The organism is Brevibacterium sp. UMB1308A (genome assembly GCF_030230605.1).
Lineage (GTDB): Bacteria > Actinomycetota > Actinomycetes > Actinomycetales > Brevibacteriaceae > Brevibacterium.
This window is the reverse complement of sequence record NZ_JASPDO010000009.1, coordinates 33,603-49,504: the sequence shown is the minus strand read 5'-3', so window position 1 is coordinate 49,504 and position 15,902 is coordinate 33,603. Positions and strand designations below refer to the sequence as shown.

The following is a 15,902-nucleotide window of genomic DNA, read 5'->3' as shown; positions in this document are numbered from 1 at the left end:
TAAGGGTTCAGAATGAACGAAAGCCACTTCAACGGGCGGATTTGGTGCAATGGTGATGAATAACACACTCAGTGACGTGGGTCAATGAACGGTGTTGACGTGGCTCACACCGTCCAGATTTGTGCGCCCTGATGGGTCACAGAGTGCGACCCTTTGTGCACCGCAACCGTGAGTGCGTCTTCCTTTGACGCGCCCTGGGCGAGCATGGCACACAAGGTGCCGGTGAAAACATCTCCTGCGCCGGTCGAATCGAACGCTTCAACTTCTGGGGCGGGTGCGAAAATGCCGTCCCACAATGCTCCACGAGCCCCGAAAGTCATGGCAATCGAGTGGTTTTCGCTTCCTAACTGTTGTGACTCGAACTCGTTAGCAACCACAATGTCGCACATCTCCACGAGTCTGCGCATGTCCTCTTCCCACGGGGACGGGTTGAACACGGTGGTAGCCCCGCCCTCTTTTGCCACTTCCAGTGCACCAATAATCGCTGGGGTGGGGACTTCGTTCATGCTGGTCACAACGTCACCGGGTTCTACCAGTTGTCGAACGGCTTCGATCTGATCGTCGCCCACGTGCTGATTCGCGCCGGGGTCCACTACGATCGAGTTTTCGCCGCGTGAATCCACCACAATATATGCAGAGCCTGTGTAGCCGTCGACTTGTCCTAAGTGGCTGACATCGACATCGCAATTGACTAGGTGCTTGCGATACCTTTTGCCGTCGTTGTCACTTCCTGTGAGACCCACCAGGTAGGTCTTTGCGCCTGCTCGTGCAGCTGCGACGGCCTGGTTCGCGCCTTTGCCGCCTGGCTGGATGACCAGTTTGTTCGTAAAGATTGTTTCGCCGACGCGCGGGTGCCGGTTAACCATGAGGACGGTGTCGACGTTGACGGATCCGACGACGATTACTTTGCCCATGTATCTTCTCCTGCAATGACGGTGTTGATAAAAAGCTGTTCCATAGCTTCGTAGTCGACTTCTGTGATGACCTGCGTGTGGAATGGCTCATCATCTGGGTGTGTGTCCGTGTGCGAGGTCCGTTCGTCCATCACCGTGCGTCCGCGTGTGAGAGTGCCGTCGAGTTCAATGTCTACAGCAAACCGCGCATGAGTAGTGAGTTCTGGTGCGGCAACACTCATAACGGCACCTGCATCGCCCAGGCATGAAGCCGCGTGGTCAGGGATACGGGTTTCACCTGCGTTGCGGGTTTGGGAGTATGCCAGCATCTGTCCAATGGTGCGGATCCGCGCATCCTCCGCCGAGGTGTACTCGGCTACTTGCTGGCTGCTGACAGTGACCGTGTAGAAGGGTTCCAGGGGGTATAGCGTGATGGGGATTCCGCTGTGGAGTACTTCGTGGGCAGCCTCAGGGTCGCTCCATGCGTTGAATTCGGCAGATGCAGTGACGTTACCGTACCGGCGTGCCCCACCCATCCAGACGATCCTGTCAATGTGTGTGCGTGCCTGTGGGTATGCGCGAAGAAGCAGGGCAATGTTCGTCAATGGTGCCAGAGCGATGAGAGTGACCGGGCGCGACGACTCAGAAAGTACGCGGTAAAGAAACTCAGTGGCAGGTTCCTCCACGGGTTGTCGTGGGGAGCGGGGGAGCTGTACTCCGCCCACACCGTTTTCGCCGTGATAATGGTCCGCACTACGGTGGTCATCTGCCAGGGGGCCGGTCGCGCCTGAGGCGACGGGCACCTCGGCCGCCCCACTCATGTCCAAAACGTCCAAGGTGTTGCGAACAACCTGACCCACACCCACGTTGCCAGCCACGCACGTCACACCTAGTAGGTCGATGCTGGGGCAGCGGGCGGCGAACATGAGGGCGTAGGCGTCGTCGAGTCCGGTGTCAACATCGAGGATGGCGGGAGTGGAAGGTTCGGATAAGAGCACATGTATATGTGTACGCTGTAGTGACGCGAAACACAAAATTGCCGGTCCTGGTGGTGTTGAGACGTGGAAGTACTATGTGTGTATGCGAGGGAGTATAGGGCCCACGGGGCTGGGGAAGAATGAAAAAGTCGCGATTATGGCGGTCGTGAATCGAACTCCCGATTCCTTCTATGACAAGGGTGCCACTTTCGGTTTGGACGCCTCGGTGCGGGCGGCGGTGGGTGCGTTGGACGCGGGTGCTCACTGGATTGACATTGGGGGAGTGCCATTTGGGCGCGGGCCGTACGTGAGCGCAGAGGAGGAGTGCGAGCGGGTGGTGCCGTTTGTGCGTGCGCTGTTGCGGGAGCGGCCAGAGGCGGTGATTTCCGTGGATACGTACCGGTCGCAGGTTGCGCGTGAAGCGCTTGAGGCTGGGGCGCAGATCATTAACGACACGTCGGGTTTTGTGGACGCCGACATGATCGACGTCATTGCGCAGGCGGGTGCGTATGCGATTGTGTGTCATTCGGCCGGTAAGCCGCGTGAAGAGAAGTCGGCGGCGTACTACGACGATGTGGTGGCCGAGGTTGTGGCGTTTGTGCGGGAGCGCGTTGAGCGTTTGCAACAGGCCGGGGTGGCGAGTGACCGGATCATTGTGGATCCCGGGCACGATTTGGATAAGAACACGCTGCACTCTTTGGAGTTGACTCGCAGGTTGGATGAGATGGTGGACCTGGGGTTCCCGGTGATGGTGGCGGTGTCGAATAAAGACTTCATTGGCGAGTGTACGAAGCGGGAGCAGGGTCAGAGGTTGGCCGGTTCGCTTGCCGCGATGACGGCGTGTGTGATGTCTGGTGCACGGATTGTGCGCATGCATGACATTGATGCGACGGTGGATGCGGTGCATATGACCGAGGCGATTTTGGGCTTGCGTGAACCGTTTGAACTGATCCACAACACGCATCCCACGCATAACGTTTAGGGGCTAGGGGATTGCTTGGCTAGGGGAGTGGGATGGAAATTCACGAATTGGACCAGCTGACCGACGATGAGTTGTTGGACATGTATGCGTTTCCGTCTGGACCGTGGGTGCGGATGAACTTCATAAGCTCCATTGACGGTGCGGCCACGGTTGACGGGCTTTCCGGCGGGTTGGGTGATGAGCACGATCAGCGGCTGTTGCGGTTGCAACGTTTGCCTGCGCATTGTGTCATGGTGGGGTCCGGCACGTTGAAAGCTGAAGGGTACGGGGCTATGCGGATGTCGCAGGCGGACCAGGAGTGGCGGGTGCGTCATGGGCTTGCGGCCCACCCCACGTTGGTTGTCGTGTCTAACAGGCTCAGTGTGGAACCTGAGGAGGCGATGTTTGTTGAAGCGCCTGTGCGGCCCGTGGTGGTGACGAGTGAGGCTGCTCCGGCTGGGAGGCGGGAGCGGTTGGCAGATGTCGCCGAGGTCGTTGTCGCGGGCGAGCATTCCGTGTCTCCTGTCAGGGTGGTTGAGGAGTTGAAGGCCCGGGGGTTGACGCACGTTCACGGTGAAGGTGGTCCGCAGGTGTTTGGCGAGTTCGTTGGTGCGGGTGTGGTGAACGAGCTGTGTGTGACGGTGGCGCCGTGGATTGTGGCCGGTGAGGCACCTCGCATTGCGCACTCCGAGGCCGAACATCCAACCAGGATGACCCTCACCTCGGTGCTTCGCCAGGGGAGCGAAATTTTCCTGAGGTACCGCCTGTGCAAAAGGTAAGTCGCAGGAACTAGGAGATCAACGTATAGACGACGAGAATTGCGAGCATAACCGCTGACAACTGATTAATCAGTTTTATCCGCCGTGAGCTTAAATAGGTGTGAGCGGCGCCGCCAAGCCAAGCCCAGAGGAGATGAGACACGACTGCGCAAACCCAGAACACGGCGATCGGTGTGATTGCTCGGTTTTCATGCGGAACCAAGACTGTAAAGGCAATAAATGGAAACAGCCAGGCCTTCAATGAAGTGACGTGGACAAGAAACCCGGCACCGAGGCCCGTCACAATACTTGTTGAGGGTGTCGTTTCTACTCCAGCTTCCCGCCACAGTCGGTACGCAAGGTACAGAAGATACAGCGAACCGACTATCTTTAGAGCCAGATAAAACGGGCCTGCTAGTTCAACTCCCCAGCGCACAAGAACTTCGCTGGTGGCAAGTACTACAAGAAATCCGCTCACGACCCCGATCACAAACGGGAGAACGGATCTAAGCCCCTTCTGCGACGCTCGGCCGAAAATGGCTACATTGGCAGGACCTGGAGTCACACTCGATATGAAGGCATAAGCCGTAAAAAGTGCCAGTTCTATTTCAACTCACCTCGTCCTATAACCGCTTCAGCATGCTGGTTTCAGTCGATCGCACTCGATCCCTTAACGGTCTCGGTTGGGTTTGCGCCTCCTATCCAAGGACTTGCTCTTGTTCACTTCCCATCGTGGTGGTGGCTGTGCATGCCACTTTTTACGTTCACTGCAGTTTATGGTGACACATATCACATGTCACATGTCAATAGCTTGGTATGACTTGAAACAGTGGCCGTACGTTGCGTATAGCTTTTCGTGCGCTACGCCCTGCGAATTGGTGCGCCATCGGATAGTGATCTCGGCTAGTGCGAGAGTCCTGAGATGAATAGCAAAAGTGGCACACTGAACCACTTTTGCTGTGTGCCACTTTTGCATTGCACGTTCGAGTCGACATCTGCCTGCACGTCTGATAAGCAAACGTTTCCCCAGGTCAGGGCACTAAAAAGCGGGACACGCACTGCGCGTCCCGCTTTATTTATGCTCCCCCGGCTGGGCTCGAACCAGCGACCCTTCGATTAACAGTCGAATGCTCTGCCAACTGAGCTACGGAGGAATATCGTGCTGAGCACGAGAATTAACAGTAACAGCTTTTTAAACGAACTCAAAATTGATGCGCCACGCGGTTCGTATATACGCGCTTTCAAACGTAAACTGAACGGTTGTAAAGTCTCTCCAACCCCTGAAGGTCTACGTGTCAGTTCGCGAAGCGTCGACGCCTGTCGAAGAAAATCTGTCCTACCCGGCGAGTATTCCGGCGGTCCTTGTCGAACGTCTACGGGACTACCCGAACGACGTTTACTGTGAGCGCCGCGGCGCATCGGGCATGTTTGAGCAGATCACCGTGCGTGACTACGCTCGTGACGTGTTCACCATGGCGCGTGGGTTGATCGCCCACGGGTTGAAGCCCGGCGACCGTGTGGGTCTTATGGGCAACACCAGTTATGACTGGGTCGTGTGCGACTTGGCTGTCATGTGCGCCGGTGGGGTGGTGGTCCCCATCTATCAAACGAGCTCCACGAAGCAAGTGGAATGGATCGCAGAAAACTCGGACCTGACCACGCTGATCGTGGAGTCAGAAGAGTATGAGAAGGTCACCGCTCCTGTTGTGGAGCAGATGTCCCTGGATCTTCACGTGATCGACAGGGGAGATGTGAAACGTCTCCAGGATGCCGCAAATGAGACCCCGCAGGACGAAGTCGATACCCGCATCCACGCACTCCAGCCCGATGACATCGCAACCATCGTGTACACCTCGGGAACCACGGGAAACCCCAAAGGCGCGCTACTGAGCCACGCCAACTTCATGCACCACGCCGTCAACGGTGTGGAAAACCCGGCGCTGGGCGGGACAGTTCTGGCTGGTCAAGACAGCCGGATCCTCATGTTCTTGCCGCTGTCGCACGTGTTTGGACGGTTCATCGAGTTCGTGTGCCTGTACAGCCGGTGCGTTGTGGGGTACACGCCGTCGATGAAAACGGTCGTTGACGACCTCGGCGATTTCAAACCAACCTGGCTCCTGGCTGTGCCTCGGGTCTTTGAGACCGTGTTTAACAAGGCACGCAACGCGGGCAAGCTGCAGAAGATGATTTTCGATTGGGCGTCCCGCGTCGCGTACGCGTACTCGGTGGCCCAAGACCGAGGTGGCCCCGGGTTGGCTCTGAAAGCCCAGCATGCAGCGGCGGACGCGGTGGTGTTCTCGAAACTGCGCAAGGCCCTGGGTGGCGATGTTGCGTACGCGATTTGCGGTGGCGCGCCGCTGGGGCAGTGGTTAGGGCATTTCTACCGCGGGCTTGGGATTCAGATTCTTGAAGGCTACGGGGCGACGGAGACAGCCGCTCCCACATCTGTGAATCTTCCCGGGCATTTGAAGGTTGGCACGGTGGGGACAGCGTTTCCTGGTGCTTCTTTGCGAGTAGTGGAATCCGGCGAAATTCAGATTAAGGGGCCGCACGTTTTCCGTGGCTACCTGGATAACCCTGAGGCGACCAAGGAAGCCTTTGACGACGGCTGGTACAAGACGGGCGACCTCGGGAAGTTGGACGACGAAGGTTATCTCACGGTGACGGGGCGCGTGAAGGAGCTGCTCGTGACGGCTGGTGGCGAAAACGTGCAACCGGCAGTTCTTGAAGATGCACTTCGCAGGCACACGCTCATCTCTGAAGTGGTTGTCGTGGGGGACCGGGAGCGGTTCGTGGGAGCCATGATTACGCTCGACGGTGAAATGCTTCCCGGCTGGCTCAAGACTAATGGTTTGCCTTCCATGAGCGTTGAAGAGGCTGGGCGCCACCCCAAGGTGCGCGAGGCTATCGACACTGCCGTGAAGTATGCGAACGAGAACGTTAACCGCGCGCAGTCGATTCGCAAGTACGTGGTGCTGCCGCGGGATCTCGAGCAGACAAAGGACGAGCTTTCGGCGTCGCTGAAGGTGCGGCGCCCAGTTGTCCTGAAGCACTTCGCCCGGGAATATGCCGCGCTGTACGACAAGTAGTTTGTGTGCCTGTGGGTTGTTGGGGGTGGTCCAGTCAACTGTAGTTGTGCAGTTGCTGTGCTCTTGCGTTTCTTGTTCCCTTCGGTTGCGGGCGAGCTGGTAGAGGCCGTTTAGGGCGTATTGTCGCCGAGGCCGTAGCTAGGCCTTGTTTTCGAGTTTCCGGTTGTCATCTTCCGCTCGCTGGAGTGTTGATTAAGTACGGCGCGTCCTCCTGCGTGGTTAACGACCTTTCGCGACCAGATCGCGCTAAGTGAGCGAGACGGCGCATTATATTGCGCAGTCTTGCTCGCTTTGCGCCGTTTCGTGTCTGGGTGGGGGGGCTGTTTCTTGTCCGGGCGCCTGGCTTGTTTAGCTACGTGCCTTTGCTTTCACTTCCGAAGCTGGTGTTTGGGTTTGTCTGGCATCGCCGCTCGTATGCCCGAGGTGGGTGGTGACTGGACTTAGGGGACTGTCGGGTAGTTCCTCACATTGCCGAGGTGGCTCATTGCTGTCACTTGGTTGACTGCTGGCTGATTAGTAGCTCGAGAGTGTGCGTGGGCGGAAGTTCAGCCTCTTTGTTCTGTCGGGGTAGCCCGCGGTAAGGAACGCTAGACGGGTACTCGCTTCCGAGTGGGGTTGTGGCTAGCCGAGTGTTTACGTTCTTGGTTATCTTTCATGTCCAGGTGGCGCAAGGTGAGCGAGACGGCGCGTTATATTGCGTGGTTTTGTTCGCTTTGCGCCGTTTCGTTGCTCGCCAGGGGCTGTTTCTTGTCCGTGCGCCTGGCTTGTTTAGCTACGTGCCTTTGCTTTCACTTCCGAAGTTGGCTCGCGGTGCGCTTGCTGGCGTCCGCATGTCCTCCTATCAGCACCGGTTTCTTCCGTTGTGGAAGGTTTTTTTGTGTGTGCGACTGAACGCTCGTTCGAACACAAATAGAAACAAAATGAACAAAACTCTTGACCCGCCAATCGAACGCAAATAGAATAGAAGAAAGCAAGGAGGTGAACCCACATGACCACAACACACGCGGATACGCGCAACGGCATGCACGACGGCCCGGCTGCTGAACTATTCGAAACAGTCAAAAACACCACACGGATGATGGACGAAGTGAGTGTGAAACAAGCCGAAGCCGTAGCTGCCGTGATTAGCGCCCACATCACCCCAGTCGATGAGTTCACTCATGGTTTACACGCAGTGTTTACCTCTAATCCCGGGGCTGGCCCACTCGTCACAGGCGGCACGGCAGGGGAAAGCTCAAATGCGGGAGCAGTTGCTGGCTCTTCCTTCGGCGCGACTTCTTCTCACACGGCTTCTGTGGGTGTGGATGATGTGGTGGCGTGTGTGGTGTTGCCCTCGGGTGAGGTGGCCACAGTGGCTAGTGTGGAACGTGTGCCGGATGAGTTGCCGACCCCGACCGAAGGGGTGTTAGCGAAACTGTTGGATTGCACACGGTCCCAACTCATTACCCGGGTGCGGAAGATGATGACAGCGGTCGTGCTCATGCCCAAGTTGTGGTCACTTGCTAAGGCTGGTGTGGTTGGGTTTGACCGGGTCTTGTATACGGTTGGCAGAGTGAGTCGTGCTGGGGTGTGTATCCCGGTGTTTGATGACATGCTCACCAACAAACCCGTGAACGTGCCCTGGAAAACGTTTAGGCGGCACGTCAACGAGGTCCTCGCCATGCTTACGACTCCTGAAACCCAGGTGGAGAACGCGAAGCGTAACCGGGGCGTGTCGTATTGGGTGAATGATGATGGGACAGCCACGCTGTCGCTGACGGGGCCGGTGTTGGAGATGGAAGCGTTTTATCAGCGAGTGCGTGGGACTGCCAGGGCGATCCTGGCAAACCACATAGAACCCTTTACCGCCAGGCTGACAGATGAACAACAAGCCTTGTTTATTACCGAAACCAACGGAGACACAACAGAAATACGCGTAGGCGATTTGGGTCGGGTTGAGGTTGATGATGACCGGCTCATGGATCAGTTGACTCTGGATTTGATTACCGGGGCTAAACCCTCAACAACCCTGCGTGTCCGCGTGACCCCGACAGGTAAACACGCCCCCATCAAAGCCACCTACACCAAAGACACCTTCGACCCAGGTGTTCCTGGCGCGGAAGCCGATGGCGTTTTCGAAGTCGGCGGTCCAGGTGAGGAAAACGCCCGTGGCGATGCCCGTGATGTGGGTGGCCCTGGTGTGGGTGGGTCTGGTTCTGTGTGGGCTGAGAAACGTGAAGCTCGGCAGGCTGAAGGCGTGTACGAGCTTGAGTTGTGCGTGTCGATGCCTGAAAAAGAAGAATGGTTAAAAGCCCAAGCCGGTATCACCGTCACAGTCCCAGTCCTGCACTTCCTCACGCACAACCCACCACCAAACAAACACAGAGACAAATACCGGAGCGATGGTTCAGGAAAAGACCCCGGGGCAGACAAACACAGACCCGAAAACCAAGACCCCGGAAGAAACCAAACCGACGAACGAATACATGAGAACCAAGGGAGCAGTGCGCCAACAGGGACTAATGTGCCGCCGGGTAGTGAAGAAACTCTAAATCCGGAAGAGTTCTTGAACACCGCGGAACGCCTGAATGTCGGTGAGACCCTGGGTGCTGATAGTGCTACGGGTAGTGAGCTTGATTTTGGGTTGCCAGTTGAGGTGGATCCAGGTGCGCGGGTTCCGGTGATGATGAATGGCCGGGTGCCATTAGACGTAAAGACTGCTGATGAGGTGATCGTGCAGGCGAAGTGGGTGTACCGGATGTTCACAGACCCCGAAACCGGGGTAGTCCTGGAATCCACACCGACGAAGTATTACATACCAGCAGCTTTGAAACGCATGGTGGAAGCTAGGCATCCTGATTGCAGTGCCCCGTGGTGTGCCACACCTGCCCGGGTGTGCGAAAAAGACCACATCGAACCGTTCAACCATGAAGACCCCGAGTCGGGTGGGTTGACGGTGATGGAGAATCTGCACCCGTTGTGTAAGCGGCATCATCAAGAGAAAACCCAGAAACGACTCCGCGTCGACAAGATGGATGACGGTTCCCTGGCGTGGGTGTTGCCCAGGATTGGTGCCATGCTGGTCTACCCGCCAGAATCACGGATTAACCAACTCCAGTACGAACGGTTACTTGAGTACTTCGACACCGGTGACCAAGACATCAGCCACACCATCAACGAATACCTAGCAACAGAACACGAAACCACGCACCGCTCTCAATCCGGGACTGGTCATGGTGCAGAACCCACGGAGGCAGGCAGCCCTGAGTCCACGGCCGCGAACCGCTTTGAACCAGGGACTGCTGAAAGTCCAGGGTGGGCCCAGGAGTTCCCCCGTGAGGTTGCAGACGAGTACGCAATCGCAGCGGAAGTGTTCAACGGGGACACCCGCCCCTGGGAACCCAGCGAAGAACCACCACCATTCTGACCAGGGAATGCCTAAACTTGGCCGCTATAAACAGGGTCGCTCTAACCTCGGTCTTTCTGACTACGACGAGGGCCAGACCGCCGGGTCACGGCCGGGACTAATGCTGGATTACCGGGAAGTGGGGGGCTACGAAAGGGCGGGCTATTCTCCCACGGCGACGAAAACTTTCCCCGCCAGCCCTACTCCTAGCTCTAACCTCAGCCTTACTCCGGGCCTTAGTTCTGTTCCTTGTCCTGAGTCTTTTCCTCGCCTGCAGGCTTGTCCTCGCCCTCAGGTTTCTTCTCTTCTGGCTTTTCGACCACGAACTTAGCCGGCTGGCTCTCGATGTCGCCCAGCTTGGTCACTAGCGTGTATTCGCCCGGGTCAAGTGTGTCTTTTGTGCGGTTGCACTTGTCGTCCGTGGGGATCATGTCCCACGGCAGAACCGATTTCTTGTTTGCACCAGCCACAAACACCTGCGTTTGGTCCTTCTGCTCGCCACTCACACAGAACGCGGAACTCCACACGGTGTCCTTGTCCTTTTTCACCGTGAACGTCTGTTTCTGCGGCCCCACGTCGATTGCGCACGACGCGTTGTGCTTATTCGTCACGCCCAGCTCTAGTTTGATGACCGAATTGGGCTTGTAGCTGGGCTTGTCGGTCTTGGCTGAAATCTCAACAGCTTCAGTAGGGCACTTACCCGACGCCTCATCAGGCCCTGGTTCCGCAGGCTCCCCACCAGCACCATTGGTCCCATCAGACTCACCTGCGCCGCCCTGCGAACCGTCTTGGCCCTGCTCATTACCAGACCCAGCTTGCACCTGCGACTCCCCCGGCCCAGCCGTGTTCTTTGTGAGCCCTTGCGCCAACAGCACAATGCCCACGGTAAACAGGGCCAGAACAACAACCGCCAACCCCAGCACGGTAATGCGCCGCCTGCGGTACACGGAGGCGGGCAATCGACCAGGACGAGAGTTGTTATTCTGAGACATCACTTGAAGCCTAGACCGCCAGCCGGAGATGTTAAACCTTGACACACCAAAAAGTCGCTCGCGCGCTCACTCACTGGTTCGCCAGCGCACAGCGGCCCCTCCCCTGGAGAGCCGCGGACACCTCGGCCTGGGCGGTGCTCGTCTCTGAAATCATGTCCCACCAGACCCCCATGAGCCGAGTGGAACCGGTGTGGCGGGCGTGGATGGAGCGCTGGCCCACTCCCCGCGCGCTGGCTGACGCCCCCACCGCCGAGGTGTTAGTCGCCTGGGGCTCGCTCGGTTACCCCCGGCGCGCATTGCGGTTGCAGGAATGCGCCCGAGCGATTGGGGACGGCGAGGTTCCGCGCACCGAAGAAGGCTTGTTGGCCCTACCCGGGGTGGGACCGTACACGGCGGCCGCGGTTGCGTCGTTTGCTTTTGGTCAGCGCACGATTGTGCTCGACGTGAACGTGCGGCGGGTGTTGTCGCGGGTGTTCGCCGGCGTTGACCACCCCAAACCAGCCTTGAGCAAAAAAGAACACGCATGGGCCAGGCAGTTCGTCCCCAAGGACCACCACGTTGAGTTCAACGCCGCGGCCATGGAGTTGGGTGCTTTGGTGTGCACGTCCCGCAACCCCTCGTGTCACGAGTGCCCACTAGCGGAGCACTGCGCATGGCTCAAAGCTGGGCAACCAAAAAGCGGCGCCCGACCCAAAACCCAAGCGTGGCACGGCACCGACCGGCAGCTTCGCGGGGCCATCATGACCGTACTTAAAGAGTCCGCGGTGCAAGGCTGTGCACTGCAAGAAGACTACTTTACGGCTCCGGCCGCTGATTTTGAGGACAGCGTCATCACAGAGCTTCCAGAGCCTGTGGGTTCGTCCCTGACCCGCGTGCGAGCTTTGGGGACACACGACCGGATCGCCCGGCTCATCGATGACCTGGTGAGCGACGGCCTAGCAGCCCGCAACTCAGGCGTTCTCAGCCTGCCCCAGTGAAATCATCATCCGGTAGTTGCCCAACGTGTTGGGTTTCACCCGGGCCAAGTCCAGGAATTCGGCCGTACCTTCGTCCTGTGAACGCAACAGTTCAGCGAACACTTCAGGAGACACTGGGGTTCCCGTGATCTGCTCAAACCCCACGGAAGCAAAGAAATCGCGTTCGAACGTTAAACAAAACACCCGGTCGACGCCCAGGTCTTTTGCCCGCTGAAGGAGACTCTCAATGAGCGCGCGACCCACACCTCGGCGGCGGAACTGAGCGCTGGTTGCCACTGTCCTCACCTCTGCCAAGTCTTCCCAGAACACGTGGAGTGCGGCACAGCCGGCCAAAGTGCCGTCGGGGTCTGTCACCACCATGAACTCTTGAATGTTCTCGAAGTAGTTCACGTGGTCTTTGGGCACCAGGATCCGTTCGTCAATGAGCGGCTGGCACAGTGCCCGGATAGCGGCCACGTCCGAGGTGCGGGCCGGCCTGATGAGCAAACCGGACTCCAGTTGCTGGCATCGTTGGCCGTCGCCCGCACCGTGAGGTTCTAGCTTGGTGGGTTCAGAAGAAGTCACACACCAATGCTAGATCCTCTTACTCTTCGGTGGTTTGGTTAGCCTGTGCTACCGCTTTTCCACCTGCACCGTCAGTGTCGTCCGTGACGTCCGGTTTGCCAGCCTCTTCGTTCGCAAGACCAGCTTCCGGAATCGCGCCCGTGTTGTCTTCTTCGTCCTTGGAACGTGTCAGCACACGGTCATCCATTTCACCGCGGAAGGTGAACGTGGCCAGAGGCCCTTCGCCTTCCACATCCACGTAGATGCGCTGTCCCGAGTGCAACTCGTTGAACAGGATCTTTTCCGACAGTGGATCTTCGATGTCCTGTTGGATGGTGCGACGCAGAGGACGTGCACCCAGAACTGGGTCGAACCCACGGTCCGCAAGAGCGTTCTTGGCGTCGGCAGACACCTCGATGCTCATGCCCTGATCGGCCAGACGCGTGTCCAGGCGAGTCAGGAACAGGTCCACAATCTTGACGATTTCGTCCTTCTGGAGCTGTGGGAACACAATCGTGTCGTCGACACGGTTGAGGAACTCAGGACGGAAGTGCTGCTTGAGCTCTTCGTTGACCTTTTGCTTCATACGGTCGTAGCTGGTTGACGTGTCGTTGTCAGCCTGGAAGCCCATGGGGGTTCCACGGTTGATGTCGCGCGTACCCAGGTTCGTGGTCATGATGATGATGGTGTTCTTGAAGTCCACCTCACGACCCTGCGAGTCGGTCAAACGACCGTCTTCCAGGATCTGTAGCAACGAGTTGAAGATGTCCGCGTGGGCCTTTTCAACCTCGTCAAACAGCACGATTGAGAATGGACGGCGGCGCACCTTCTCTGTGAGCTGCCCACCTTCTTCGTATCCCACGTATCCCGGAGGCGAACCGAACAGACGCGACACAGTGTGCTTCTCAGAGAACTCACTCATGTCCAGGCTGATGAGCGCGGACTCGTCACCGAACAAGAACTCAGCGAGTGCCTTAGCGAGCTCCGTCTTACCCACACCGGTAGGACCGGCGAAGATGAACGAACCGGACGGACGCTTGGGGTCTTTCAGCCCAGCACGCGTACGGCGGATTGCCCGCGACACCGACTTGATCGCATCGTTCTGACCAATAATGCGCTTGTGCAGTTCGTCTTCCATGCGCAGAAGACGCGACGACTCTTCTTCCGTCAACTTGAACACAGGGATGCCGGTGGCCTTAGCCAGAACTTCAGCGATCAGCTCTTCGTCAACGATCGCTCCGCCACCCTTAGCACCTGAACGCCACGCTTTTTCGGCCTTGTCGCGTTCCTTAGTGAGCTCCATTTCCGTGTTGCGCTCATCAGCTGCAAGCTCAAAGTTCTGCTTGTCGATCGCAACTTCTTTACGCTTGCGAGCTTGTGCGATCTTCTCGTTGAGATCCTTGATTTCCTGCGGTTCACTCATGCGGGTGATGCGCAGTTTGGCACCAGCTTCGTCAATGAGGTCAATCGCCTTGTCCGGCAGGTAGCGGTCGTTGATGTAGCGGTCAGAAAGGTTGACTGCAGCTTCCAACGCACCGTCGGTGATGGTCACCTTGTGGTGGTTTTCGTACTGGTCACGCAGACCACGCAGAATCTGAACTGCGATATCGAGCGTAGGTTCTGGCACCTGGATAGGCTGGAAACGACGTTCCAGAGCCGCGTCCTTCTCGATGTTCTTGCGGTACTCGTCCAACGTGGTGGCACCAATTGTTTGGAGTTCCCCACGGGCCAACATGGGCTTCAGGATCGAGGCGGCGTCAATCGCACCTTCGGCTGCACCCGCACCCACCAGGGTGTGGATTTCGTCAATGAACAGGACGATGTCCCCGCGAGTACGGATTTCCTTGAGGACCTTCTTCAGGCGCTCTTCAAAGTCACCGCGGTAACGCGAACCAGCCACCAGTGAACCGAGGTCCAAGGTGTACAGCTGCTTGTCTTTGAGTGTTTCAGGAACGTCACCGGCCACGATCGCCTGCGCGAGACCTTCGACAACCGCCGTCTTACCTACACCGGGTTCACCGATGAGAACCGGGTTGTTCTTGGTCCTACGCGACAGCACCTGCATGACGCGTTCCATCTGCTCTTCACGCCCAATGACCGGGTCCAGCTTGCCTTCCCGTGCAGCGGCGGTGAGGTTGCGCCCAAACTGGTCAAGCACCAGCGAACCAGACGGCGTGCCTTCTTCACGCGCACCGGTGGAAGCGGGTTCCTTGCCCTGGTAACCGGAAATGAGCTTGATAACTTCCTGGCGCACACGGCCGAGGTCGGCGCCCAGCTTCACGAGTACCTGAGCGGCAACGCCTTCACCTTCGCGAATGAGGCCCAAAAGAATGTGCTCGGTACCGATGTAGGTGTGTCCCAACTGCAGGGCTTCCCGCAGGCTGAGCTCCAACACTTTCTTTGCACGCGGGGTAAAAGGAATGTGACCGGTAGGAGCCTGCTGGCCCTCACCAATGATGTCGACTACCTGTTCACGTACACCCTCGAGGGAAATGTCCATTCCTTCGAGCGCTTTGGCAGCGATCCCTTCACCTTCGTGGATGAGCCCCAAAAGAATGTGTTCGGTTCCGATGTAGTTGTGCTTAAGAAGCTTGGCTTCTTCCTGTGCCAGCACGATGACTCGACGGGCACGATCTGTAAACCGTTCAAACATTTGCCCTCCTATTTCTGGATTTCTAAGACTGTAACCATGCGGGCCAGTGTTTTATTTGCAGTTTCGCCATCAGCCGAAACAGTTCGGCTGATGGCGAAATTCTGTGGATCCTAGACGGCTTATGAGGTTGTTAGGCCAGTGACTTCTCGTATGCTTCGATCACTTCACTCGATAGACGACCGCGCGCTGAAACTTCGAACCCGTTGTCGCGTGCCCAGTCCCTGACCTTGGTCGCATCGACGCGGCTGGACGATGCCTTCTTCTTAGGAGTGCGTGAACCAGCGACGCGACGGGCCTTAGAAACATACGGTTCAAAAGCACCGCGGAACTTAGCCGCGTTGTCGCTGTTCAGTTCAATCTCGTAGTGATTTCCGTCAATCGAAAATTCGATGGTTTCGTCTGCGGGAGTTCCGTCGATGTCGTCAGTGAGAACGACCTTCATCGTGCGTGCCATGTGAGCCACCTTCCGCTTGGTCAACCTGATCGTTGTGGGATCCCGGCCGCGCCGTCGAAGCCCCTTCGGATTCAGCTAGCTGAGCGTAATACTTGTCCATTTGTTTACGTTCGATGCTGTCTGATCGAATAATGGCACGAAGCACATACCAAAAAATCAATCCGACAACGATCGAAGGAAGCAATACTTTAACGTATTCCACTATCTATCCTAGCGTTCG

Annotated in this window: 13 protein-coding genes and 1 tRNA gene; 5 read left to right on the top strand and 9 right to left on the bottom strand. The window is 57.5% G+C overall.

Annotation, left to right across the window (positions count from 1 at the left end; all coding sequences use genetic code 11):
• Nucleotides 1-104: 104 nt before the first annotated feature.
• Nucleotides 105-914 (bottom strand): ribokinase, encoded by an 810-nt coding sequence (locus QP868_RS05780; RefSeq protein WP_284925659.1) that lies wholly within the window; start codon nucleotides 912-914, stop codon nucleotides 105-107.
• Nucleotides 902-1,891: a nucleoside hydrolase gene (locus QP868_RS05775; protein ID WP_284925658.1), complete on the bottom strand. Its 990-nt coding sequence runs from the start codon at nucleotides 1,889-1,891 to the stop codon at nucleotides 902-904. The genes QP868_RS05780 and QP868_RS05775 overlap by 13 nt, the downstream gene beginning before the upstream one ends.
• Nucleotides 1,892-1,973: 82 nt before the next feature.
• Between QP868_RS05775 and folP the strand changes: the two genes are divergently transcribed.
• Both folP and QP868_RS05765 read left to right on the top strand, forming a co-directional pair.
• Nucleotides 1,974-2,852 (top strand): dihydropteroate synthase, encoded by an 879-nt coding sequence (gene folP / locus QP868_RS05770; protein ID WP_284925657.1) that lies wholly within the window; start codon nucleotides 1,974-1,976, stop codon nucleotides 2,850-2,852.
• 32 nt (nucleotides 2,853-2,884) lie between these two features.
• Nucleotides 2,885-3,610: a pyrimidine reductase family protein gene (locus QP868_RS05765; protein WP_284925656.1), complete on the top strand. Its 726-nt coding sequence runs from the start codon at nucleotides 2,885-2,887 to the stop codon at nucleotides 3,608-3,610.
• A gap of 10 nt (nucleotides 3,611-3,620) precedes the next feature.
• On the opposite strand, the gene QP868_RS05760 is transcribed toward QP868_RS05765, so the two are convergent.
• Nucleotides 3,621-4,154: a LysE family translocator gene (locus QP868_RS05760; protein WP_284925655.1), complete on the bottom strand. Its 534-nt coding sequence runs from the start codon at nucleotides 4,152-4,154 to the stop codon at nucleotides 3,621-3,623.
• Between the two features lie 516 nt (nucleotides 4,155-4,670).
• Nucleotides 4,671-4,743, bottom strand: a tRNA-Asn gene (locus tag QP868_RS05755).
• A 138-nt stretch (nucleotides 4,744-4,881) separates the two neighbouring features.
• On the opposite strand from QP868_RS05755, the gene QP868_RS05750 reads away from it, so the two are divergent.
• Both QP868_RS05750 and QP868_RS05745 read left to right on the top strand, forming a co-directional pair.
• The gene (locus QP868_RS05750) at nucleotides 4,882-6,678 is read left to right on the top strand and encodes an AMP-dependent synthetase/ligase (protein WP_284925654.1); all 1,797 of its coding nucleotides are present in this window, start codon (nucleotides 4,882-4,884) and stop codon (nucleotides 6,676-6,678) included.
• Between the two features lie 988 nt (nucleotides 6,679-7,666).
• Nucleotides 7,667-10,084 (top strand): HNH endonuclease signature motif containing protein, encoded by a 2,418-nt coding sequence (locus QP868_RS05745; RefSeq protein WP_284925653.1) that lies wholly within the window; start codon nucleotides 7,667-7,669, stop codon nucleotides 10,082-10,084.
• Nucleotides 10,085-10,299: 215 nt separating this feature from the next.
• Here QP868_RS05745 and QP868_RS05740 read toward each other — a convergent pair whose 3' ends face one another.
• Nucleotides 10,300-11,055, bottom strand: a complete 756-nt coding sequence (locus tag QP868_RS05740) for a hypothetical protein (protein ID WP_284925652.1) — start codon at nucleotides 11,053-11,055, stop codon at nucleotides 10,300-10,302.
• Between the two features lie 38 nt (nucleotides 11,056-11,093).
• On the opposite strand from QP868_RS05740, the gene QP868_RS05735 reads away from it, so the two are divergent.
• Nucleotides 11,094-12,032: an HhH-GPD family protein gene (locus QP868_RS05735; RefSeq protein WP_284925651.1), complete on the top strand. Its 939-nt coding sequence runs from the start codon at nucleotides 11,094-11,096 to the stop codon at nucleotides 12,030-12,032.
• Here the strand turns inward: QP868_RS05735 and QP868_RS05730 are convergent.
• From QP868_RS05730 to QP868_RS05715, 4 genes are all read right to left on the bottom strand, one after another.
• A complete protein-coding gene (locus QP868_RS05730) occupies nucleotides 12,006-12,530 on the bottom strand; it encodes an amino-acid N-acetyltransferase (RefSeq protein ID WP_284925686.1) in 525 nt (174 codons plus the stop codon). The genes QP868_RS05735 and QP868_RS05730 overlap by 27 nt on opposite strands.
• Before the next feature lie 85 nt (nucleotides 12,531-12,615).
• A complete protein-coding gene (locus tag QP868_RS05725; protein WP_284925650.1) occupies nucleotides 12,616-15,228 on the bottom strand; it encodes an ATP-dependent Clp protease ATP-binding subunit in 2,613 nt (870 codons plus the stop codon).
• A gap of 130 nt (nucleotides 15,229-15,358) precedes the next feature.
• Nucleotides 15,359-15,682, bottom strand: coding sequence for a histone-like nucleoid-structuring protein Lsr2 (locus QP868_RS05720; protein WP_284925649.1), 324 nt, complete (start codon nucleotides 15,680-15,682; stop codon nucleotides 15,359-15,361).
• Nucleotides 15,651-15,884, bottom strand: coding sequence for a hypothetical protein (locus QP868_RS05715; protein WP_284925648.1), 234 nt, complete (start codon nucleotides 15,882-15,884; stop codon nucleotides 15,651-15,653). The genes QP868_RS05720 and QP868_RS05715 overlap by 32 nt, the downstream gene beginning before the upstream one ends.
• Between the last annotated feature and the right edge of the window lie 18 nt (nucleotides 15,885-15,902).

Bases quoted from the DNA above. Each gene is read 5' to 3' on its own strand.
- QP868_RS05780 (WP_284925659.1), bottom strand. From the start codon at position 914: ATGGGCAAAGTAATCGTCGTCGGATCCGTCAACGTCGACACCGTCCTC.
- folP (WP_284925657.1), top strand. From the start codon at position 1,974: ATGCGAGGGAGTATAGGGCCCACGGGGCTGGGGAAGAATGAAAAAGTC.
- QP868_RS05765 (WP_284925656.1), top strand. From the start codon at position 2,885: ATGGAAATTCACGAATTGGACCAGCTGACCGACGATGAGTTGTTGGAC.
- QP868_RS05745 (WP_284925653.1), top strand. From the start codon at position 7,667: ATGACCACAACACACGCGGATACGCGCAACGGCATGCACGACGGCCCG.
- QP868_RS05740 (WP_284925652.1), bottom strand. From the start codon at position 11,055: ATGTCTCAGAATAACAACTCTCGTCCTGGTCGATTGCCCGCCTCCGTG.
- QP868_RS05725 (WP_284925650.1), bottom strand. From the start codon at position 15,228: ATGTTTGAACGGTTTACAGATCGTGCCCGTCGAGTCATCGTGCTGGCA.
- QP868_RS05720 (WP_284925649.1), bottom strand. From the start codon at position 15,682: ATGGCACGCACGATGAAGGTCGTTCTCACTGACGACATCGACGGAACT.